General features: G+C 39.3%; 14 protein-coding genes and 1 pseudogene. 7 read left to right on the top strand and 8 right to left on the bottom strand.

The window, feature by feature from the left end; genetic code table 11:
• Positions 1 to 153: 153 nt before the first annotated feature.
• Entirely contained in the window at positions 154 to 3,420 is a 3,267-nt protein-coding gene (locus CWB75_RS13095) for a P-loop NTPase fold protein (RefSeq protein WP_138570885.1), read from the bottom strand.
• A gap of 582 nt (positions 3,421 to 4,002) precedes the next feature.
• Between CWB75_RS13095 and CWB75_RS13090 the strand changes: the two genes are divergently transcribed.
• The 3 genes from CWB75_RS13090 to CWB75_RS13080 all read left to right on the top strand — a co-directional run bounded on the left by CWB75_RS13090 (position 4,003) and on the right by CWB75_RS13080 (position 6,707).
• A complete protein-coding gene (locus tag CWB75_RS13090; RefSeq protein WP_138570884.1) occupies positions 4,003 to 4,782 on the top strand; it encodes a hypothetical protein in 780 nt (259 codons plus the stop codon).
• Positions 4,783 to 4,866: 84 nt separating this feature from the next.
• A protein-coding gene (locus tag CWB75_RS13085) for an IS3 family transposase (RefSeq protein WP_138570883.1) occupies positions 4,867 to 6,059 on the top strand; the annotation gives its coding sequence in 2 pieces (ribosomal slippage) (positions 4,867 to 5,172 and positions 5,175 to 6,059; 1,191 coding nt in all).
• Positions 6,060 to 6,188: 129 nt separating this feature from the next.
• The gene (locus tag CWB75_RS13080; protein ID WP_138570882.1) at positions 6,189 to 6,707 is read left to right on the top strand and encodes a hypothetical protein; all 519 of its coding nucleotides are present in this window, start codon (positions 6,189 to 6,191) and stop codon (positions 6,705 to 6,707) included.
• An 87-nt stretch (positions 6,708 to 6,794) separates the two neighbouring features.
• Here the strand turns inward: CWB75_RS13080 and ttcA (CWB75_RS13075) are convergent, their stop codons facing one another.
• Positions 6,795 to 7,688 (bottom strand): tRNA 2-thiocytidine(32) synthetase TtcA, encoded by an 894-nt coding sequence (gene ttcA / locus CWB75_RS13075; protein WP_138570881.1) that lies wholly within the window; start codon positions 7,686 to 7,688, stop codon positions 6,795 to 6,797.
• Positions 7,689 to 7,944: 256 nt separating this feature from the next.
• Entirely contained in the window at positions 7,945 to 8,208 is a 264-nt protein-coding gene (locus CWB75_RS13070) for a transposase (RefSeq protein ID WP_138570880.1), read from the bottom strand.
• Between the two features lie 89 nt (positions 8,209 to 8,297).
• Between CWB75_RS13070 and CWB75_RS13065 the strand changes: the two genes are divergently transcribed.
• Together CWB75_RS13065 and ttcA (CWB75_RS13060) are read left to right on the top strand one after the other, a co-directional pair.
• On the top strand, positions 8,298 to 8,615 hold the full coding sequence (locus tag CWB75_RS13065) for a helix-turn-helix domain-containing protein (protein WP_138570879.1): 318 nt from the start codon (positions 8,298 to 8,300) through the stop codon (positions 8,613 to 8,615).
• A gap of 181 nt (positions 8,616 to 8,796) precedes the next feature.
• Positions 8,797 to 9,573: pseudogene (gene ttcA / locus CWB75_RS13060) on the top strand (tRNA 2-thiocytidine(32) synthetase TtcA); the annotation flags it as partial.
• Between the two features lie 49 nt (positions 9,574 to 9,622).
• Here ttcA (CWB75_RS13060) and CWB75_RS13055 read toward each other — a convergent pair.
• Entirely contained in the window at positions 9,623 to 10,684 is a 1,062-nt protein-coding gene (locus tag CWB75_RS13055) for a hypothetical protein (protein WP_138570878.1), read from the bottom strand.
• A 421-nt stretch (positions 10,685 to 11,105) separates the two neighbouring features.
• Entirely contained in the window at positions 11,106 to 12,164 is a 1,059-nt protein-coding gene (locus CWB75_RS13050) for a hypothetical protein (RefSeq protein WP_055011768.1), read from the bottom strand.
• 327 nt (positions 12,165 to 12,491) lie between these two features.
• Here CWB75_RS13050 and CWB75_RS13045 point away from each other — a divergent pair, with 327 nt between their 5' ends.
• Together CWB75_RS13045 and CWB75_RS13040 are read left to right on the top strand one after the other, a co-directional pair.
• Positions 12,492 to 13,781, top strand: coding sequence for an amidohydrolase (locus CWB75_RS13045; protein ID WP_138570877.1), 1,290 nt, complete (start codon positions 12,492 to 12,494; stop codon positions 13,779 to 13,781).
• A 132-nt stretch (positions 13,782 to 13,913) separates the two neighbouring features.
• On the top strand, positions 13,914 to 14,546 hold the full coding sequence (locus CWB75_RS13040) for a trimeric intracellular cation channel family protein (protein ID WP_138570876.1): 633 nt from the start codon (positions 13,914 to 13,916) through the stop codon (positions 14,544 to 14,546).
• 13 nt (positions 14,547 to 14,559) lie between these two features.
• Here CWB75_RS13040 and recD read toward each other — a convergent pair whose 3' ends face one another.
• Genes recD through recC form a run of 3 tightly spaced genes read right to left on the bottom strand, consistent with a single transcriptional unit; the run spans position 14,560 to position 23,427 of the window.
• Positions 14,560 to 16,578: an exodeoxyribonuclease V subunit alpha gene (gene recD / locus CWB75_RS13035; RefSeq protein ID WP_138570875.1), complete on the bottom strand. Its 2,019-nt coding sequence runs from the start codon at positions 16,576 to 16,578 to the stop codon at positions 14,560 to 14,562.
• Positions 16,575 to 20,141 (bottom strand): exodeoxyribonuclease V subunit beta, encoded by a 3,567-nt coding sequence (gene recB, locus CWB75_RS13030; RefSeq protein ID WP_138570874.1) that lies wholly within the window; start codon positions 20,139 to 20,141, stop codon positions 16,575 to 16,577. Before recB ends, recD begins: the two co-directional genes overlap by 4 nt.
• Positions 20,128 to 23,427, bottom strand: coding sequence for an exodeoxyribonuclease V subunit gamma (gene recC / locus CWB75_RS13025; protein WP_138570873.1), 3,300 nt, complete (start codon positions 23,425 to 23,427; stop codon positions 20,128 to 20,130). The genes recB and recC overlap by 14 nt, the downstream gene beginning before the upstream one ends.
• Between the last annotated feature and the right edge of the window lie 68 nt (positions 23,428 to 23,495).

Genomic DNA, 23,495 nt, shown 5'->3' with positions numbered 1-23,495 from the left:
TAGCTTATATCCGATCTTACAGTTTAAAAGAACGGGTTTAGACTTCGCCTGACAGGCGGCTTTGAGCGATAAGCAGACGGTCGGATAAACTCGTTTTTGGACATAAACAATTTAGAACCGAAGGACCGCTCAGTTGAATTAGGGGCTTTTAAATTATGTTATTTCTGTTTCTTCTTCAGTCTCTTGTTTTAGCAAATCTTGTTTAGTTTTTCTAATTCGATCAATTTCATTTAACTTCTCGAAACACAAACCATCCCCTTCTAATCTAATAACTTCAGTGACGAAAGCTGTCACTGTGTCTTGATCCCAGCTTTCAAAATCTATTTGTTGTAGATCAAACCATGTTGCTATTTGTTGGTTAGTTACGATATTTTCAAACAAGGCTAAGGTAACTTCACTGGTCAGCGATTTTTGCAGTGCTACATAAGTATCACAGTTTGCTACGATACATTCTGCCTCTTTAAATGAAGTGCTGGGCATACCAATTAATTTATTTAATACCCTAGACAAAGCAGAACTAGATGCCTTAGGCATTATAGAAATTAAACTATTTACCCAAGTTTTATTAGAGAAGCTCTCCATATTGTTATTAGACAACTCAGAAAAAAACTGTTTCAGCGAATCGTTTAATGACGCACATTTAATAAATAATTTATTATTTTTAGAGTACCATTCCTCTACTATTAATCTAATTGTATTACTTGGTTCTTGAATTTGTTTCATCCACCAATCAACATCCGCATTTCCGTCATTACCAATTAACTCTAAAAGCTTCTCTCGCCAAAAGTTAGATATTTCAATATTCATAACATCCCTCAAGAAAGATTCATTAATTTTCTCTAATTTATTTAAAGTAAATTTATAGCGATTAATCCACGATCCGAGAAAATTGACTATCTCACTCGACATAGTATTAACAGTTTTTAGAGTGTCATATTTGGCAATAACCTTTTCAATATTAAGTCTGAATACACGTTTATTAACAACTAGCTGACCTATAGCTTTGAACACATACTCTCTTAATTCTTGATGTTCTAACGCGGTTAAGAGCATGTCGAAATCACAGGTAACGACAAAACAATTTGCCAATTCTTCGTGAAACTCATCATTAAGTTCGATATGAGGCTTATAGTTATCAATGTACTGTGGAGTATTATGGTAGATCATATTTGAGATCGCTTGGGCTAACCACTTAGCTTGGTTTTTCTTTTCAATATTAGAAAGCCCTTGATGATAGTAACTGAATTGATTCGTGGCGTACCATTCTTTATTGTATAAATTTGATTCTAATATGCTTGTTCCATCATTAATGGAGTCAACAGTAGGCATAAATGAATAAAGGTCGGTCAATCTAACCTCCCCATCAAGCCATCCTAATCTAAAACGACTTGAGATTGCTTCTAACAATTCTTTATTTATATCCCCTGCCTTGCTAGCTACATAGAATAAACTCTGAATATCCTTTTCTACCAGTTCACTCACACCTATATTCCAGTTTGGAAATTTTTTTCGATTAGGCCACAAATATTCAATGAACATGTTTGCGTTAAAAACTTTAACTGCGTCTGGTATGTCTTCTAAAAGTTGTGAACACCCGTAAAGTACTTCAAGGGTTTCGTTTATGTCTTCGAGCTTAAGAGCTTTACTAGGTGTTTCATTTATTGAATTATAATAACGTTCAATTCTAGACGTGCTCACTTCAACATCTAAATTTATCAACTGCTGAGTTGAGGAAACTAATGTATCGATATCCTCGATATCCATAGTATCCTTTTCTATCGCAGAGTTTATGTCAGGATACCACTTATCAACCCAAGCTTCATATTTTTCATCTTCTTCCTCTTTCATCAATAACATCAATGAAATAAATTTATCAGTTCCCGCGTCATCTATTAAATCTAATAGTATTTTGTCGTAAGCATAAATACTTTGTTTAGCCGCGAATGGTTCTATATCCGTATTATTTAATGCTCTTCTTAGTGGGCTAGTAAGTATCTCGCTTTCAGCAACATTATAACTAGACAAATAATGTATTGAGACTAGTTCTTTAGACCACAATTCGAAATCAGTAATACGCTCAATTATTCTCTTACTTTCTTTTAGTTTCTCTTGAATGTCTGAAGTTGTTGATTCTGAGGCCAACACTTCAGTTGAAGATACTCCAGAGTTTTGAACTGATAACTGATAATAAAATGCTGTTATTACACTAATGCGTTCACTATGGGTTGCTAAAATACTAACTACTGAATTTATCAGCTTCTTCATATAGCGAGGGGTGACTTGGGTATTAAAAGCATAAGTCCAGAGATCTATGAGCGTCAGAATTCCTTTTAACTCTTCATTTTTAACGGTAATACCTGTCTCTGCAATCATATCAGAACAACTGCTTTTCCAATCTGCTGATAGTATTGGAGCAACCCTAAATGATATTGGTATTCTTTTTGAGATAAACTCCATTCCTTCGGTTTCATCCGAGGATAATGAAGATGCAACATGTGTAATTGAATAAGGAATTAATAATTGTATTTTAGTTTGGGCTATAGAAGTAAATACTTCAATATCACTCCACACTTCTCTCAATTTTTCTTTAGTTACACGGTCCAAGTTATCCAGAACTAAAATAAATCGTTTTTCACCTGGGATCTCAGAAACAAAGGACTCCAATGCTTGCTGTAACTCATAGGCACCTACTTCTTTGTTAATTTCAATAGTTTCTGAAATAGTGTCATTGCTATTTCTTTTAAAAATATCACCAGTTGTAGGTGGCGTTCCAAAAAGCCAAAGAATCTTTTTTCGTTTTTGCGCGCATCTTACAATATGCCAAGGAAGCCAGACCAAGATTACGGAAAGTAAAGATAGACCACTGAAGCTAAAGTTCTCATTTGCAACTTCATAATTATCTATGATTATTTGAAGTATAAAAATAAGAAAATTACCAAGCCCTGTTAAAGCGTCTGGCAATAGTCTTATACCCACTAATAAAGAAATCGTAAACCAAACGATCCAGATGTTAATATTGCTTTTAATGTTGGACGTATATTCAAAATGATTACCTAAAGCAACATTTTTAGCCTTTTCAACTTTAGCCTTTCCTTCTTTTGAGGAGATAGCCCCTTCTACAGCCAAATAAAGTTTCTCTATTAAAGCTTTTTTAGTTGCACCGTGCTGAAATTTCTCGACATCAAATTCAACGAACTCGTATTGCTCTTCGAAACTCATATCTTTAATGAGTTCTAGCACAGTACTTTTACCCGATCCTAAATTTCCTTCAACACCAACAACATTGATACCGTTATCATCTTTCAAAGATCTAAAAACAGCATTAGCTGTCCTACTATGGCTACCACTATCAAACAAGTCTTTTTTAGAGGGCTTTTCTATTAGAAAATTGTAGTTGTTATTAATTTTTTCATTATCCATATGAGGTATAACCTAAGAGTTTGTGAATTAATCATATTTTTATACGAAAAACAGCTCTGAATAACCTAGCACGGGTAGAGCCACATGTCATTTAACTTGAGGTAAAGCTGAAATATTACTGAATATCGAAGCATTAGTATAAACTGTAGTGGCATAGTGATTTTGGCCAATTATTTAGAGTATTTACCCTTACTTTTTTTAGGGCAGAAACTAGTTTGAACTTGCCAGCTTTCAATAGACACCGGCTTATAATCTTAAAGTACAAAACGGAAGCAAACTTACGTTTATAGGGCTTTAAAGGTAGTTATCGGAAGTTTACTTTTGATAGCTATGTGAGCAATTTTTCGGGGCTTATTTGAGTGAATAGCAGACATTATATATTTTGAGTAGAAACCTAATTTTGTCCGATAACATTATTAAGCGCTGTTTTTGGGCAAAAAAATGCTTAATTTCTAGCTGTTTTAATTACTTGTTTACAAAGGTAATTATTGGTGGAATTATTAGAGTATGTAATATACACCGTTTTGGGTGTTATAAACCGCCAAAATGGTGTTCAGTAAGCTGTTATACGCAAAGAGTAGTATGAAGTATTTTCACAGATTCAATATTGTAGCACTTATAATTATTTCGTCAGTTTGGGCGTGCTTTGCATTTCAAACCAATCCATTTCAATTGTTTTTCAATTTTGAAATATTAGAGCTTTTAAAGTTTACCTACACCTTAGGTTTTACAGTTGTATTCTGGCCTATGTTCTATTTAGAAGTTTGTGATTTGATACATACAGCTTTGGGGAAAAATGGAAAAACGTATACAAAATATTTTGATACTATAAAAGAAAATATTTATGTTAGCTCGATTTCAGCACTTATTTTAGCTTGTGTATATTGGACTGATTCTGTTAAATATGACTTCTCTGGTGTGGATTTGGCTTTCATTGGAGTGCCATTCTTAGTTGTTGCAATATTTAATATACGGAACACAATGAAAATCACCGTAGCAGGAGTGCCCGTAAGAAAAACCGTACTGTTTTTTACGCTAGGGCTGGTCTTACTGTTTTCTTATTTATCGTTTAGCTACCTACAGAATAACTCATCAGGTCAATATCAAGCCTACCAAGCTATATGGTTTCAAATAACAATATTATTTGTATCATTTTGGTTTTATCTAAGTACTAGCTGGCAAAAATACTTTATTAATAATTGTAATATCGAATTATCTAATTTTAAGCGATACTTTATAAGTGAAGTAAGCTGGAAGCATTCAGAGCACTTTCCCGACGCAGAGGAGATGGCAAAAAAATTAAATAAGAAAAATCGTATTGCCAAAGCTAAGTATGCAAAGAAAAAACGCAAGAATAATTGAGTTTGCGTATAACAAGTTGCTCAAACGGACAATGCTCCTCACCCGTTTTAGTGGACACCTCCTCATTACTTTGAGGAGGCTAAAATGCCTAGATATACTCAACCAAGAAAGACATGGTTTTACCCAGTTAATTTTAAAATCAAAGCAGTCGAACTAAGCTTACGAGACGATGTCATGTCAAAGGACGTTGCTGAGGCGCTAGATATTCATCCGTTAATGCTGAGTCGTTGGCGAAAAGAGTATCGAGAAGGTAAGTTTAAAAACGTACCGCGCTATCAAAGCAACAATGAAACAATGAGTAAATTCCCAACAAAAAAAGAGCTGGATAACATTCAAAAGCTTAAGAAAGAAAATGAGCGTCTTAAGCAGGAGAATGACCTGCTAAAAAAGTGGCAACGGTATCTGGCGGAAGTACATCAGAACGATTTGGATTCATCCAAAAATTCGGACAAGCCTTAGGTGTAAAATACTTGTGTTCTTGGCTTAATGTTTCGCGTAGTGGGTTTTATGCTTGGCGTGATAGAACAGTATCAGCTAGAGCGCTGTCAGATGCTAATTTGTTGTTGAGGATAAAGCACGTTTTCAATGTAAATCATCAAACCTATGGTAGCCCACGCGTATTTCATGCGCTAAAAAAAGAAGGTATAAACACAAGCCAAAAACGTGTTGCCCGCTTAATGCGAGAAAACGGTTTAAGAGCCAGAGCCCTTAAGACTTACAGCAAACCGGCGAAGGTGAAGTTCTTTTATAAAGAGATAGAAAACAAACGCAAAGATAGTGAAAAGGCCACGGGGATCAATCAGCAATGGTCTGGCGATATTACGTATTTAAAAGTCGGCGCTCGTTGGCATTACCTCGCTGTGGTTATCGACTTATATTCACGTCGAGTAATCGGCTGGGCGTTTGGTAAAAACAAAACAACAGACCTTACGTTAAAGGCGCTAAGGCTTGCGATAAAGAAACGACAGCCAACAGAGAGTGTATTATTTCACACTGACCGAGGCGCAGAATACCGTGCTCACGTTGTACAAAAGTATTTGGCTAGCAAAAACATCAAAGCCAGTATGAATAGGCCTGGGTGCTGTACTGACAACGCAGAAGTCGAGTCGTTCTTTCATTCGCTTAAAGCAGATTTAATTCGAGGAAATAAATTTGAGAGCAGCGGTAAACTATTATCAAAATTAAAGGTTTACCTAAATTATTTTTACAATAGACAGAGATTGCATTCGAGTTTAGGATATAAATCACCTGCCGAGTTTGAATTGGCAGTTAATTGAAACGTGGACGGTGTCCACTTTATCGGGTGAAGATCAAAAATAACAGTTGGCTGTTTTTCGTTCCTCGCTAATTTTAGCCAGCTATTTTATTGCCGCTTAGCAAAGCGTCAGGGCTCTAACTGGAAATATATGGAATATTTTTACATAACTTGCAGCATAGCATCTTTGGTAGCATTCGGTGGGTATATAATCGATAGGTTCGTTCTCAACGAGAAACGAACTGTCACTTATAGCTTAATTGGATTTTTTGTTGTGTTAACAGTATGTTTCTGGGGATGGTTTTACTTTTCTCCTACTAATACTGTTAAACAAACTATTTCAGAGCGGACTAATATAAAAGTTGTGAATTTTAAGCCGATTGAAAAACATACAGGTTTATCTACAGTTGAAGGTAAGTTTGAGGTACGTGATTTTTATGAAACTGTGGTGCTAATTCCATCATTTGTTGAGCCTCCTAAGCTTTTCATTAGTAGACCCGAAGATACCCCTAACTATTTAAGCTCTTATCCTTTGAATGTTTTTGATATAACAACTGATAGCTTTAAGTACGACACAAGCTCATCTGACATGCAAGGAACATGGATATATCGAGCAAGAGGTAAATTGCTAATTGAAAAACGTCCTAACAAGCAAATCAATGCAGACTAATAAAGCCCTAACAATCAAACCTGAAAGAAAAAGTTAAGATTTATTCATCTAATTAGTCGCCAATTCAAACTTAGTTGACCATTACAACTATATATTAGTAACGTCTATATATAATGATTCATCTATATTCGAAGATGATACTGTTGCTTCACTGAATTCGTAAGCGTCACGCTCACCATCTCTTGCTAATGGCAAATTAATAAAATCGAATAGCTCTCTGTCAGCTAACTGGCTTGGGCTAATGTTTTGAATAGATTTAAATATACTTTCAACACGGCCTGGTGACTGTTTATCCCAATCGATTAACATCCCTTTAATCGACTGCCGTTGTAGGTTTTCTTGTGAGCCGCATAAATTACAAGGAATTATAGGGTAGCCTTTGTGTTCAGCGTAGGTAATAAGATCTTTCTCTCGACAGTAAGATAAAGGACGAATAACGACATTGCGGCCATCATCTGAACGTAGTTTTGGAGGCATCGCTTTCAATCGAGAACCATGAAACATATTTAAGAACATAGTTTCTACAATATCATCCATGTGATGACCAAGTGCTAGCTTAGTCGCACCAATTTTTTCTGCAAATGAGTATAAAGTACCACGACGAAGACGAGAGCAAAGACCACAGGTAGTTTTACCTTCCGGAACTTTTTCTCGAACAACTGAATATGTATCTTTGTCCACTATATAATAAGGAATGTCTAATGTCTCAAAGTACTCTGGCAAAATATGTTCAGGAAACCCAGGTTGTTTCTGATCTAAGTTAACCGCAATGACATCGAACTTTATTGGGGCTGACTTCTGAAGCTGCAATAAAATATCAAGCATTGCAAATGAGTCTTTCCCTCCACTTATGCAAGCCATCACAACATCCCCATCTTCAACCATATTATACTCAGTTATAGCATTGCCAACATTTCTTCTGAGTCTTTTTTGAAGTTTATTTAGTTCAAGCGTATCTATTCTGGTATCTTGTAAGTTCATTGGTTTTGCCCACACGGCCAGTGTGACTGGCAGTTATACATAAGTAGAAGTTTGGCGCAGATTATACGGCATTTAGTGCGTAGATGAAATATTCTATCGATACAAAATAGAGTGGTTTCTTCTGTGTGACGAAATATGCTACTCAAACTAATTCCTGTAGTTTTTTAATTAAAGTACTCAGTGCATCTAACCTTATTCTGGTCAATTCCAGTAAGACAATAATAAATGTTGATATCATAAGAAATAAGCCATTGAGTTATATATCTTTCATTTCTCGAGCAAATATTTTAACAGCTTTTAATAACACTTCCCTTTCTCTTAATGTATGTTGAAGGTGCTCCTCAACCTTCATCAAAATAAATTTATTTTTGTTAGTGTCAAAACTTTCTTTTTGAACCTGTGCAATCCAAGCCTTTAACTGCTTAGTAGAAACTCCAATTTCACTAGCCACTTCAATAATTGGTGCACCGGTCTCAATAAGTTCATGTAATTTAATATTCACTCTAGAAGTATTTGTCATAAGTACCCACACACTTAGGATTCCTAAGTATACATGATAGACTAAAACTTAGAGAATCTAAGTATAAAGTCGTTTTTTATGATAATTCATTGGAATATATTAACCCCATACCAACTCAGCTTGCTAAAGCCAGAAAAAAAGCTAACTTATCTCAAAAGGATTTGGGGATTCTTATTGGTCTTGATTCTAGCTCTGCGAGCAGTCGCATGAATCACTATGAGAAAGGTAGACACACACCTGACATCAAAACGCTGAAGAGAATATCTTTAGAACTAGGAGTTCCACTAAACTATTTCTTTTGTGAAGACGACATAACAGCCGAATTGGTAATTCAGATAGCTAACTTAAATAACTCCGAGAAGGAAGAGTTATTAAGTCAAATTAAAGAAAACTTTAAAGCAAAATAACACCCTCCCCGAATATTTCTAATAGCACGTTTTGTAAAACATCATAAGCCTGAAAATACATCAAATCTTTCATTCTTCTTCCATAGTTAACAGTTACCTTATTTTTTGTAAAGTTTAAAACCTTTAACCTGTTGTAAATAATATAAAAAAAATATTTTCTGCATATTATTATTCAATATAAGGGAAGGACAGTTACACTATGCTCGATATGCTGCAACATTTACAGCGTGTTGCCCCTATTAAGTTTGATCTTTTTGCGGTTAACCTTGACCAAAAACAACCAGGCTTCCCTGAGCATGTACTGCCTGAATACCTTGATAATTTAAATATTGAATACAAAATTGTCGAAGAAGATACCTACAGTATTGTTACCGATATTATTCCTGAAGGTAAAACAACGTGCTCACTTTGCTCTCGTCTACGCCGTGGTATTTTATATCGTACAGCTAAAGAGCTAGGCGCTACTAAAATCGCACTGGGTCATCACCGCGATGACATGATAGAAACCTTGTTTTTAAATATGTTTTATGGCGGCAAACTCAAAAGTATGCCGGCTAAACTAATGAGCGATAATGGTGAACACATGGTTATTCGCCCATTAGCTTATTGTAAAGAAGCCGATATTAGTCAATACGCATTTAGTCAAGGCTACCCTATTATTCCGTGTAACTTATGTGGCTCACAAGAAAACCTACAACGTAAGCACACCAAGAACATGCTAGAACAATGGAATAAAGAGCACCCAGGGCGTATAGAAAGTATTTTTACTGCCATGCAAAATGTTGTACCTTCGCATTTAGCTGATAACCAATTGTTTGATTTTGCTAATCTGCAAACCGGTGACGTTATTGATGGTGGCGACATTGCGCTAGATAAACCAGATATTCCAAAAGCGCCGGTTAATCCTGAACAAGATGAAACAGACCAAGCCGACGTGGTTACAATTAATTTAAGCTAATTTTTTAAGGGTTTGCAGTAATGCAAACCCTTCACTCTGTTCTATGCTGCTACCTACCGGCAGCTAATCCTTGTAAAAACTCTAAACTCTGCAATTCTTGTTTATTCGCCTGATAAGGCAGCTGCTGTAAGCTATCATAAGCAAAATCTTTAATAGTAAACTCACTCACTTTACTTTGCCCAAAGCTGTTTCGCTCACCTGGGCTTGGCGACATACGTTCAATAACAAAGTCGCTCAACCGCAAATCATTCGTTTGCTTAGGCAAAACAGACCAATGCGCTTTAAAATCAATTTGTTCGCTGCCCTCATCTAAACGAGCTTTAGCAACTAAATGTGCTAATGGCGAAGTACCACTGTATAAGTTAGCTCTTAAGCGATATAAACCACTTTTTATCACTGTTAAATTAGCAGGCACTATCATATTATCATTACGTGGATATGCGTTATCAAAGCTAGTTAGGGTTGCACTAGGCGGCATATATTGTATTTGTGCCACCACAGGAACCATTTTACCCGCAATGTCGGCTTCAACTAATAACTGTAAATTGCGAGGATAGTCCTCCTCACCTTTAAACGTAATTGCCAGCTCATTGTCACGAGCAACACCGCTGTGTGTTTTTAACAGCTGTTTTGTATCAGTATTACTGAGTGTTACCTGTGCTTTACCTAAATTTTGTGCACTTATGGTTAATTTAATCGCTTGCGGATAGACATAGCGATATTGAGATAAACTTAAGGTTAACTCCCCGCCCTGCTCCCCCACTGGGCTAGTAACCGGAAAAAACTGATTTGGCTTAAGCCGGTCTTCATCATTTACCGTTAAAGGTTGTGAATAAGGCGGGAATACTAAGTTTTGTTGATATTGCTGCGCCACCGCCGATGCTGCTTTAGCTATATCTTCATTAAACTCATGCTGCTCTTTAGGTGTTTTTTTTATGCTTGGTTTAACATCTAGTACCTTAGGTTTTGCTGGCATAGCTACAAATTCAGGTGTTTTTTTATGCTCTTTAGCTGTTGTTTGCGAAGCTGAATAACTAGCATTGCCTTTACCTAAAAACCACATCAAGCCGGTAACTATTATTACTAAAACAATAACGTAGGATTTTTTCATTGTTATTTATCCTATAAATACTAGGGTCTGTTGACCTTTCAAGGTTAAATTTGCAGCAGTCTGTTTAGTATTTAGACAAGGCAGAGCCTATGTGGTGTGGTTATTCCCCATAAATAGGCGATAACGCAGCATCAATACCAAACAGGCGCAGCCCTTCGGGTTCTGCCTAGGGGCGATTTACTCTTTGTTTCTCGGTTTTTACTTAGCCCACTAGGTTACAAACCTCGCGCCGCGATTAAACCGCCCCTAGTTTGAACAAATTGTAATCCGCAAAGGTCAACAGACCCTAGCAGTTAATCACTTTTAGAACGTAAACCTGATGCAATTTGCATTAAACTTTTTTTGGCTAAAAATAAATAACTGCATAAAGCGAATTGGTATAAAAAGCGTACAACATATAAAGCCGCACGCACAATCACCTTTATGGGATCACATTATATATGAGCGTTGAAGCACTCAAATTATCAGAGTCTTTTACATAACGGTATTGTTTTTTCCAAAACCAACTACCGGTAGTTTCATCGACAGTTTCATATCCTAATGTATCGCCAGCCACGCTAATATTATTCATTGCCACCGTTACATTACCTTGGTGCTGCGCTTGTTGAATTTCATTATGGCTGTAACTGTTAGTCATCATTAATGGATAATGGTATGGCATGAAGCTACTAACAGCATCACCTTGTGAAGTTAAACGCCCATTGGTGTCAATATTGGCACTACAACTACCAAATGAGCTTACCGAGCTTGCGCCACATGATGAGTGAGTAGCGACTACCGAATCATCGTTACCACGTAAAAAGCCAGCCGTTAAACCTAAGTATGCATTACCATCGGCCACAAAGCGTAAACGCGGTGTGCGCGCATCAGGTAATGGCGCGATTCTACGTGCATTATTAACTTTTAAATCATGTAATACGCCAACCGCCTCGTTCACTTCACTGCCTAGCCACCAAGTTAATGCAGCATCTACAGCAAAATTCCACGATGCGCCGGTTAACGCACTCACCGCTAAGTCGGCTAATTCACTACCGCCACCAGCACCTGCTAAATCAAAGGTAGCAATAATATTAAGCGGTTTTAAACCCGCGTTTTCTAGCCAGTTTTCCTGGTTATCTATAATATATCGGGCAACTAAGTCACCGGTAGAGTGGGTTACAAACACGCAGCCTGGCTCGCATAAATTTGAGCGAGAGATCTGTTGTAGCTTGGGCCATACCCAATCTGTAGTAATTTTTCCTTCTATTCGTTCATACGCAGGCCAGTCAATGCGCTCGTCGGCACGGTTTACCCAATAAGACTGCCAATAGCTTTGGCCATCGTTTACTACATCACTACCTGCTTTATTGGTAAGCTGGGATACTTGCAAACCATGAATTAAAACTACTTTATACTCTTTACTAAGCGCAGAAAAACTCATTAAGAGCCCTATTGCTGCTGCAAATAAAGTCGCGCGTTTAAAAGTGTGTGTGTTGTTCATATTAATCCTTAACTGATTGAATATTTTTATTATGCTTAGCTTGTTACACGCTGTTGTCAGTGCATGGTAAAAGCAATGCATTGACCAGTATTGGGAACAAATTTAAAAAATGCAACATTTTGTTATCATTTTCACCGTTAAAGCTAAATATTTGCGTTAAAATACGACAAAAGCGCCAAACTATTGTGTTAAACAAAATAGCTTTATCCCCTTCTTAAGCAGTATCAATAAACTTTCTTTTAACTGTGGTTAACTATTAAACAACACTACTTTTTATTGATGTAATAGCGTAAGTTAATTACACACGATGAAAACCAAGGAATTAAAATGGTAAAAAAAATAATTTTTGGCAGTGTTTTATTTACTGCAATTTCAGCGCCTAGTTTTGCTAGTAGTATTAACACCCAACTTGAACAAGCAACACAAAGTGTAAGTGAAAAAGTCATTACATGGCGTCGCCATTTGCATCAATATCCAGAGCTGAGTAATCGCGAATTTGAAACCGCGAAGTACATTACTAACCATTTAAAATCTTTGGGTCTTGAAGTACAAACCGGTGTTGCGCATACCGGTGTTGTGGCTAAATTAAGCGGTGGTAAAAAAGGCCCTTTAATCGCCCTTCGTGCCGATATGGATGCTTTACCCGTTACCGAACAAGTTGATTTACCCTTTGCCTCTAAACAAATCTCAACCTATCGTGGTAATGAAGTAGGCGTTATGCATGCCTGCGGGCACGACACTCATGTTGCTATTCTAATGGCCGTAGCAGAGTCACTGGTAAAAATTAAAGATCAGTTAGCGGGTGAGGTACTGTTTGTATTTCAACCGGCTGAAGAAGGTGCCCCCGAGGGAGAAGAAGGTGGCGCTGAGCTAATGCTAAAAGAAGGTTTATTTAAACAAAAACCTGAAGCGGTGTTTGGCTTGCATGTCACCAGCTCACTTAATACTGGTCAAATTGGCTTTAGAGAAGGGCCACTAATGGCCAGTGAAGACTCTTTCACAATTAACGTAACGGGTCGTCAAACTCATGGCTCGCGCCCTTGGAATGGTGTAGATCCCATTGTTGCTTCATCACAAATTATAATGGCAACTCAAACAATCGCCTCTCGCCAGGTAGATGTAACTAAAGCGCCTTCTGTTATTTCATTTGGCGCGATTAACGGCGGCATACGCTCAAATATTATCCCCGATAATGTAGAGCTTATTGGTACAATTAGAACCTTTGATCAAACTATGCGTGCCGATATTAAAAAACGTTTAGCTAAAACCGCTGAGCTGGTTGCCGAATCCGCGGGGGCTAAAGCTGATGTGCATATAGATCACGGCTACCCTGTAACAATAAATAATGTTGCACTGACCCAAAAAATGACCCCTACACTTGCCCGTATTGCAGGTGCTGACAACATTATTACCACAGATTTAATTACCGGTGCAGAAGACTTTAGCTATTATGCATTAGAAACCCCTGGGCTGTTTTACTTTTTAGGTGTTACTCCAGAAGATCAAAACGCTAAAACGGCACCAAGTAATCATTCACCTCAGTTTTATGTTGACGAAAGCGCATTACAACTTGGCGTAGAATCATTATCTCAACTGGTCGTTGACTACTTACAATAAAAACCCAGTATAACAAGCACATGGCTAATAACCTGTGCTTATGTTATAGAGAGTGTTATTCAGCTAATATAAATCCCCAATCGCTTACCTTTAATATCTAATATAAATTCTCAACTTGGTAAGGACACCTCAATGACAGCAGAGTATTTTAATTTTTTAAGCCTTATTGGCGTGGCATTCTTTGCAATTTCAGGTGCATTATTAGGCCACGACAAAGATATTGGTGGATTTGGTGTTGTCGTTGTTGGCTCAGTCACCGCGTTAGGCGGTGGCACGCTCAGAGATATTCTTCTTAATCAACCTGTATTTTGGATAGCCAACCCCGATTATTTATATGCCACCTATAGCGCTATTTTTGTCACCGTTATGTTTATTCGCCACTTGCCCGACCTGTCTAACTATTACATGTTACTGGTTGATGCCATCGGTATGGCTATTTTTAATGTGGTCGGTATTGAAAAAGCACTCATTGAAGGTACAACCATGGTGGTTGCGCTTACAATGGGAATGACGACGGGTATATTTGGCGGCTTAATACGTGATGTGATCTGTAGAGAAGTACCACTGGTGATGCGCGAAGAACTTTACTCCACCGCGTGTTTTGCAGGAGGCTTAACCTATGCCGCGCTATTTTTATTGGATGTCCCTTATTTATGGTGCATTATAGGCTCATTATTGGTAACCGTTTTTCTAAGATTGGGCGCACTGCATTTTGGCTGGCAACCCAATTTATTTAGAAAACGAACCCCAAAAATAAGAGATTAGTATAAGTATGGCTTTACACTAATCGCTCATACAAGCCTGACGCCCGTGATACACTTTTCCCCATGGCCAGTTGCAGCACTTTTTTATCTGCCACCAGCTCAAAGGTCTGTTTTGCGCGGGTAATTCCCGTGTACACTAATTGCCTATTAATACCGATACTCGCCTGCTTGAGCGGTGGTAACACCATCGCGGTATAACTAAACTCTGAGCCTTGGGATTTATGAATGGTCATTACATACACTTTATCGTGCGCCGGAAGTCGTGCGGGTGAAAATGCCCGTTCATTCCCTTGCTCATCGATAAACAGTGCCTTGAGTTGGCCGCTATCATCGGGCATTAAAATCCCTATATCACCGTTAAATAATTTTAGCTGGTAGTCGTTTTGACTAACCATTATCGGCATCCCTATATAATGCCGCTGATTAGGATTAACGCTAATTAAACCTTGCTGCTGTAATACCCGTTCAATACGCTGGTTTAAACTATTAACGCCGTAATCGCCTTCACGTACTGCAGCAAGTAACTGATAACTGGCAAAAGCTGCATGCACTTGCGCAACACTGGCACCTTGCGCTATCAGGGTTAGGTAATTAGCATAATGACTTGCGGCACTATTTACTAACTTTTCAATCGGTGTGGAAACAAAATCATAGTCTAAAATAATATCGCTAAAATGCCCTTCGCTGCTTTGTTGTTCAACGTAATTTAATATTCCTCGGTTGTTGGTATTTACAGCCAGCGCCAATTGACCTATGCCACTTTTTGCATCAAACCGATAGCTATGTTGTAAAAAGGCAATGCAGTCAGCAAGTTTAAACTCACTTTGACTTTGCGCATTTAGTTTAACAGCGCCATTAAAGCACAGCGTGTTCAATTGCTCACAGCGTACTTTTGAATAACGCGGTGTTTGTCCAAGCACTAACCCTTGGCATAAATCACTCATTACACTGCCAGTATCAACCGAAGCAAGTTGGTCTTTATCGCCGAGTAAAATCAATCGAGCATGATCTGGCAAGGCCTCAATTAATTTAGCCATAAGTGATAAGTCGACCATGCTGGCCTCATCAATAATCAATACATCAACATGTAACGGATTGCTTTTATCGTGCCGAAATTTATTGGTAAATGGCTTAACTCCCAACAGACGATGAATGGTTTGCGCGCTTTGCGGGATCAACGCGTTAATATCATCTGGTATTTCACTAAGCTTATTTTTAGCCCCTAAAATTGACTCGGTTAGCCGAGCCGCTGCCTTACCGGTGGGTGCTACTAATTTAATGCTCAATGGCGCCGCTTGATATAACGACTGCAAAATCGCTAACAGCTTTGTCACCGTGGTGGTTTTACCTGTACCAGGCCCGCCCGTGATCACACTAAAACCTTTTGTAGCGGCAATGGCACACGCTACTTTTTGCCAATCAATGTCTATACTCGGATCATTAGGAAAGTAGCGAGTTAATAACTGGGCAAGTACTGCATCATCAAGGTTAAGTTGTCGTTCGCTCATTGTCAGTAATCGTTGGGCAAGAGTCTGTTCATAGCCTGCTAAACGAGAAAAATATAATCGTTGATTAAACAATTGCAGCGGCTTTTGCTCCCCAACACTGTGATGTGAGAGTAAATAACGTATTGCCGCCTCAGTCGTAAAGTCATCACTAAATGGGCTCAGAGTGTCAGGCTGCATGCCTTCTAGTTTAGTAAAGTCGCTTTGACGTAAATTAAACGGATTAGTCCAATCAACCTCTGTTAGGGTTAAACAGCTATGCTGGCTTTGTTGCGATAAACACAGCATTAAAATTATATAAAAGAGGTCGTCATACCCTTGCTGTGCGTTTGTGCCACTGAGTAACTCAGCCAGTTTTACATCAACCACACGCACTCTATGTTCGTCCGTTAAATACGTTAGCAACGGCACGACTTTAATACTTTCGCTGGCCTGCATCGTTAGCTGTGCTGTTGTGAGCACAGGTTCATCTAAAAGCGCATCATCTAAGTCATCAAACAAACCCGGTTGTTGATTTAAATCACTCATAGCATGGCTCCTTGGCTAAACAAGCCATCTAAAATAACGACTTGATCTGCACTTAGCTGTTTAAAGTACACTCCCTCACCTGCTGGCATACCGCGTAAAAAAGTATAATAAACACCGCCTAAATGCGCCTCTATTGAATAATCGGGAATTCGTTGTTTAAGCAAGCGATGCAGCGCTACGGTATAAATTAAATACTGTAAATGATATTGGTGGATGGTCATTGCTTGCTCTAGCTGCTCAGGCACATAATCGGCAGCGGTACTGCCCAAATAATTCGATTTATAATCTAAAATATAATACTTGCCTTGGTAGCAAAAAATTAAATCAATAAAGCCTTTTAGTAACCCTTTAACATGGGCAAACTCAAGTTTACTTTGGTTAAAGCCAAAATGTTTAATTAACACTTCATTAAGCTTAGGGGCACTGAGGCTGCTAAGTGGTAAATTAAACTCCATTTCGACTAAACAGTCACTTGGCGCTAATTGGCTCAAACTTAAATTATTCTCGCTGTTTAACGAGCAATTAAGTGCATCGAGTATCCATTGCTCGGTAATTTGCTGCCATTGCTCATCAATATGGTATTTTTCAAAAGCACGCTCAATCACAGCCGTTAAGTTTTGCTCTGTATTCGTGGGATGATTTACCGGACTGGTAAAATCAAGCTGCTCAAATATTTCGTGCAAACAACTCCCTGGTTTTGCACCCTTTGGAAAGCTATACGGTGAAGGAAGTTCATCTTGCTGCACGGCAAACTCATCTCTTTGATGATCTTCATCGCTGCGCCCAGGAGCAAGTTGCTCTGCATGCTTTTTAAAGCTCAAGGCACTAAAGCTAGTTGCTCGCCAGTCACGTTCAATCTGCGCCGTTACTGTATTAATAAGTAAATCGTGCTGTTTAGTGTCACTATTTTTTAACCGAAGTATGCCCTGCTCATGTAATTCGCCTGAGGTAAATTGCTGGTATTGCATAGCATGATTAGCCTCACAAAATTCACTTAAATGGGTGCGCCACACTTGGCTACTGTTTATCTCTAACCCTGAGAACAACACATGCCCCAGCGCACTACTTTGAATTGCTAAACGGCTACTTTGCCCTTGAGAAATGTTATACACGCCCAGCGAACAAAAATGCACTGCTCGGGTCAGTGCCACATAAAGCAAACGTAAGTCTTCTGCTAAACGTTCTTGTTCGGCTTTTTGCAGGGCGTCTTCGTCTTTACTTAAATCGTAAATCAACTTGCCATTTTGATGATAAAGCGCGTCTTTAGTTTCACGATAACCACTGGCAAATGGCATAAATACCAATGGGTATTCAAGCCCTTTAGAAGCGTGCATAGTCACAATTTTAACTAAGTTCGCATCACTTTCTAAGCGAACTTGCACTGTTTCGCCATCTTGCTGGCTCACCTTTTGCGCAAACCAACGCAATAAACGAAGTGTCCCTTCAAGCTCTATTTGTTTTTGCTGCAGTATTTCGCCAAGGTGCCTAAAATCGGTAAGCCACCGTTCTACGTTATAGCCCAAGCCTTGCCATTTGGCACTGAGCTGATTGTGACTCAGTAAGCGTTCGAGCATTGCCATTGCCCCTTGCTTATGCCAAATATGGCTAAGTTGAGCAAAAAAGTTTAGGTGTTCTTGCCAGCTATTTTCATCATCGGCTAGAGCAAAAATATCGTTATAGCTTAAACAAAATAACGGGCCAGCTAATACACCGCGTAGTAACGCCTCATCGTACTGACCATGCAAAGCCGTTAAAAAATTGAGCAAGTGATGACTCAACTCTTGGCTAAATACACTGTCGCGCGACAAATACACACTGGCAATATTAGCTTTACTCAGCGCTTGCTTCATTATTTGTGCTTCTACGCGGTCGCGCACCAAAATACAAATATCAGCAGCACTGACAGGGTTAGCGCCAATACAAGCAATACCTTGGCTTGCTTGCTCAAGTAAAGTAACTATTTTATTAGCAAAATGGGTGGCTAAATGTGCTTGCCCTACGCCTTTACTGGTCGGCTTATTTTTTTCATCGCCGGCTTCATCTACAAACACATTAAACTCAAACGCGTTGTCAGGTTTACCGTCAATTAAAAACGACTCATCTGCTTTTTTTCCTTTCGCTTTCACTTTATTAAATGGAATGGCGTTATTATAAATAAAGCTGTTGTCGTATTTGCTAAATAAGCTATTTACGCTATTTACAATATCACTGCTTGAGCGAAAGTTAGTGCCCAATGTAAATTGTTGTGGCTCATCTACCGCTTCTTTTGCGCCAATGTAGGTAAATATATCTGCGCCCCTAAACCCATAAATAGCTTGTTTGGGATCGCCTATCATAGCTAAAGTGGTATTGCTTTGAGCATAAATTTTACTAAAAATACCGTACTGAATCGGGTCAGTATCCTGAAACTCATCTATCATTGCCACCGGAAATAACTGCGCTATTTTTTGTGCGAGCACATCACCTTGTTCACTCTTTAAGGCACTGTGTAAATTAGTCAGCAAATCGTCAGGGGTGATCACGCTTTGTTCTTGTTTGCGTTTAACTATGGCCGCTTTTACCCAGCTCGCCGCATATTGCACTATCGCAATTTTTAACCCTTGGTTAATGGTGTTGTTAAGTGCGGCTAAGGCATCGAATTGGCTAATAAGTGGATGGGTCAGTAATGTGCCATTTTTTTTATAATTAGCAGTATTACTTAAGTTCTCGCTACTCCACACCTCAAACGAATACTTACTGGTACCAAATTCAAAAAAATCATCATTGCCTAAGCAAAATGCTTCAAGTGCAGCAAGACTGCCCTTTCGCCCAGGTGTTTTTGAGCCACTTAAATCGGATGCTTTAACAGCACCAATAAACTCTTGCTCTAGGCAGGCTTTTTTAAAGGCTGGAACACGCGCCAAGTATTCATCTCGCGCTTGCCATACCGCATCTAAACTAACTTTTGGGGTTATTTCTGCGTTCGCCTTATTTAAAATACTACTTACATGACTAAATAGTGATTCGGGCGCAGCAAATACCGCTAAAATCGCATCTGTTCTTTCTTTACTGAGTGGGTATACAAACGCACGCCAAAAGTCTTTTATGGTTTCAAGCAGAATATCGCGCTCATCTAAAATGAACTCTAAGTTAAATGCCACACCGGATTCAAACGCATGCTGTTTTAGCATTCGCTGACAAAAACCATGAATGGTAAAAATAGCTGCTTCGTCCATTGATTTAGCTGCGGCATCGAGTAAGTCAAATGCACGGTGCTTGTCATCAACACCTGCTATTACACCCTCAATTAGCTCATCATTGGGTACTTGCCCAAGTAACGCATCACGCGCGGCAATAATTCGGCTACGAACACGGTCTTTAATTTCTTGCGTGGCGGCATCGGTAAAGGTGACTACCAAAATTTGCTCAACACTCAATGGCGTATTCAGCTCACCAGGTATTTGCATGCCCAATAAATAACGCAAATACAAACCCGTGATCGTGTAGGTTTTACCTGTGCCAGCACTGGCTTCAATTAAGCTTTGCCCTAATAATGGCATAGTGAGCGGATTAAGCGCTTGCATAGTCACTCTCCTTGGCGTGCTCGAATAATGGGGCGAGTAGCTTATCGCTCCAATGTATAAATTCGTCTTGGCAGTCATTAAGTGATTGCACCGTTAAACGAATATATGGGTTTTCTCCTTCGCCTCGGCCAATATACTGTGGACTAAATTTACTGTTGGCTTTTGCCATATCACCACCGCTTTTCACGTATTCATAACCACTTACCGGAAAAAACGCCACGGGCTTGTTGCGTAATTCTTTATAAAGCGCAAACCAATCTGCAAGCAGTAAATCGGCATCGGCTTTACTCATAGGGGCAAAGCTTATTTGCTTATCTAAACCCAGCAATAAGGTTTCAACCTCTTGTTGCATGCTTTGTGCAGCAAGGTGATAAATAAAGCCTTTAATTAAATCTTTAGCTTTAATACTGGCACTGCGATAAAACACTTGTTTTTGCATATACACATGGTTTAGCCAGCCTTCAATGGTGGTGTTTTCAAGTGACAGTAATACTTCTATCGGTTCGCTTTTACCCGCTTTTATTTGTTGTTTTACTTGCCCTGCAAGCGCATCAACGCGATGTTGCATGCTTTCATAAATTAAGCTACCAACATGAGCTTGCGGCAACTCACCGCGCTGCAGTATTTGTTCGGTACTCAGTGGTGTATCGTTAATATTAGCTTCAAGTATTTCATCAAGGTAAAAATAACGGCGCAGCGCATCTAAGCTAAACGGTTCTTCATCTTTGGCTATATCGTTAAATTGCGGCAAACGTAACCCTAGGCTTTGCTGATAAAAGCTCTCTTGGGCGTGGCACACACTGCGAATAAACATATCAAGATCAAGCAGCTCTGGAGGCGTTACATCAAGCGCAGTGATTGCTTTTGGCTCAATTGCCTCGCTAGGCAGCCAAATTGGGTTATAGCTGTGGTTGTTAAGCCCTGCCTGTTCAGCGCTAGCTGGCAAATAATAATGACTATTAAAAGGTTGTAAATGTTGTTGGCTAATAAGGCAATCTGGCAAGGGTTTATCACCGGGTTCGCTAAGTTTGAAGCTGCGACCTATGTATTCTAACAATTCACTGACAAGTGTTGATGGCATGCGTGGTTGATTGTCAAAACATGATCGGCCAATGTAGCTCATGTATAAATTATCTCGGGCACTTAATAGCGCTTCTAAAAAGAGGTAACGGTCATCGAGTTTTCGTGAACGGTCACCTTTTTGCTTTTTAGAATACGGCACTAAATCAAATCCGATTGGCTGCACGGTGCGCGGGTAATCGGCATCGTTTAAGCCTAGCATACATACCACTTTAAAGGGGACGGCGCGCATGGGCATGAGGGTACAAAAATTCACTTGCCCCACTAAAAATCGCTGGCCGACACCTTTCTCTTGTATGCCTTGTTTAATTAAATAGCTAACAATGCGCTGCGATACGGCCTCACTGTAATCACCGTTATCGTGGTGCTTACCTATATCTTCGAGTACTTTTTGCAGTACTAATAAATCCCAACTGTCGTCGCTTTCGCTCTCATAAATAGTATTGAGCAGCTCACTTAAAATTTGGGCTTTATTAGTGAGTGTATCATCGGGGGTGAGCTTAGCTTTAAAGTCTTGCAATACATCAATAAAATGTACCAGCTTGTTGAGTGTATCGAGTGCCATGCCCTCAACCTCATCGGCACTGTAAATACCATTAAATGGGCATTGTTCATCGCGCATGGCAATACCCAGTAGTAGCCGGTTTAAGCCATGTTGCCAAGTGTTAAGCTCAATTGCGGGTAAATCAAAGCTACTTTTATGTTCAGCGTTTACACCCCATTTAACGCCAACGCGCTCCAACCAATACTGAATTTGCTCATATTCATGCGCTTCTAAGCCAAATTTTTCAGCAATTTGGGTAACCTGTAATAAATCGAGAATATCCGACACACCAAAGCGCGAAAACGGTAAGTTAGCCAAACTAGCAAACGAACTCAGCACTGGCTTTTCTTGCTCTATGGCTAAATCGGCTAGCGCATAAGGTATAAATCGACTGCCCTGTGCACCACCAAAAACTGCTTCAATATAAGGGCTGTAGGTACCAACGTCGGGCATCATCACGATGATGTCTTTGGGGGTAAGCGCTGGGTTCTGATTAAACAAATTAAGTAAGTAATCGTGCAAACGCTCTACTTCTCGAAGTGGTGTATGGCAATCGCTAAGTGTAATGCTTGCATCGTTTACAGTTATTGGCAGCTTGCCCTCATCGTTAATAAACCATTCTTTGTTATCGGTGAGCGACTCACCTTTAAAGGCAAGTTGGTAAATTTCACTTTGCACTTGGCCAAGTAAGCTGTCGTCAAATGCATCTATAAAGCCATCAATCCAGCGGGCATCAAGCTGCACTAGTTGCTCAAAATAATCGCGGCCGAGTTTACCCCACGACGATAACAGCGGATTACCAATAAAATAGTATTCCTCATCGGGGTTGGTGTGCTTTTTTTGCTGTGCTTCCAGCAGCGGCATTTTGGCATATTTAGCGGTGATTTTAGCCGCTGTTTTTTCATCAATTATATCGCCCCAGTAATGCTCGCTAGGGTTAAAAAAGAACAAAAACACTTCAGTTTTTTTACTTAAAGCTTCAAACACTTCAAGCTGCGAGCTGGCAATCGCCGATATGCCAAATAAGCTAATGCGTTTTGGTAATAAGGCGCTATCCATGCTCTCAAGTGCACTGAGTAACAGCCCTTGCATATTGGCACGGTGAAATTGGCTTTGCCCTAGCTGTTTGCTTAATTTGACGATACGACGCCATAAATCGGGTTGCCAAGGCGCAATCGTTATATCAACATCATCAAGCTCATCGATGCCACTATCCCATGTGGCTATCCAATGGGGGCGATACATCAAATATTGGTCGTACACATCGGCTATTTTTTCACATAGAGCAAAGGTTTTTTGGCCGTCAATATCGCCCTCTAAATAGGTTTTAAGCGGTAAGTACAGCGGCTCATTTATGCACTGGGGTAAAATGGCAAATAATTTCCAAGCAAGGTTAGGTTTGTTAAAGGCCGACTCTTTAGGCACGTTTGGCAGTAATTGCTGATACAACTGCCAAATAAAGCTCGACGGGAGCGGAAAGTCTACCTGTGCGGCTACGCCTAAATTTTCACTTAAACCGATTTTAAGCCATTGCGACATACCCGGCGATTGCACTAACACCACTTCTTTATCAAATGGGCTTTGCAATGGGTTTACTTTTAATAGCTGATGAAACTGCGCTTGCAGGGCTTCCATACGGTTTGATTGAATAATATTGAGCATACGATACCAGCCTTACTTGAGATAAAGCCAGTGTAAGATATTTTCAATTTAAGCGGTAGCACTAAGGG

This window comes from Pseudoalteromonas sp. S1608 (assembly GCF_005887265.1).
GTDB classification, from domain to species: domain Bacteria; phylum Pseudomonadota; class Gammaproteobacteria; order Enterobacterales; family Alteromonadaceae; genus Pseudoalteromonas; species Pseudoalteromonas undina.
This window is presented reverse-complemented; position numbering and strand designations above follow the sequence as displayed.

Coding starts and splice junctions, on each gene's coding strand:
- CWB75_RS13095 (WP_138570885.1), bottom strand. CDS start 3,420: ATGGATAATGAAAAAATTAATAACAACTACAATTTTCTAATAGAAAAG.
- CWB75_RS13090 (WP_138570884.1), top strand. CDS start 4,003: ATGAAGTATTTTCACAGATTCAATATTGTAGCACTTATAATTATTTCG.
- CWB75_RS13080 (WP_138570882.1), top strand. CDS start 6,189: ATGGAATATTTTTACATAACTTGCAGCATAGCATCTTTGGTAGCATTC.
- ttcA (WP_138570881.1), bottom strand. CDS start 7,688: ATGAACTTACAAGATACCAGAATAGATACGCTTGAACTAAATAAACTT.
- CWB75_RS13070 (WP_138570880.1), bottom strand. CDS start 8,208: ATGACAAATACTTCTAGAGTGAATATTAAATTACATGAACTTATTGAG.
- CWB75_RS13055 (WP_138570878.1), bottom strand. CDS start 10,684: ATGAAAAAATCCTACGTTATTGTTTTAGTAATAATAGTTACCGGCTTG.
- CWB75_RS13050 (WP_055011768.1), bottom strand. CDS start 12,164: ATGAACAACACACACACTTTTAAACGCGCGACTTTATTTGCAGCAGCA.
- CWB75_RS13045 (WP_138570877.1), top strand. CDS start 12,492: ATGGTAAAAAAAATAATTTTTGGCAGTGTTTTATTTACTGCAATTTCA.
- CWB75_RS13040 (WP_138570876.1), top strand. CDS start 13,914: ATGACAGCAGAGTATTTTAATTTTTTAAGCCTTATTGGCGTGGCATTC.
- recD (WP_138570875.1), bottom strand. CDS start 16,578: ATGAGTGATTTAAATCAACAACCGGGTTTGTTTGATGACTTAGATGAT.
- recB (WP_138570874.1), bottom strand. CDS start 20,141: ATGCAAGCGCTTAATCCGCTCACTATGCCATTATTAGGGCAAAGCTTA.
- recC (WP_138570873.1), bottom strand. CDS start 23,427: ATGCTCAATATTATTCAATCAAACCGTATGGAAGCCCTGCAAGCGCAG.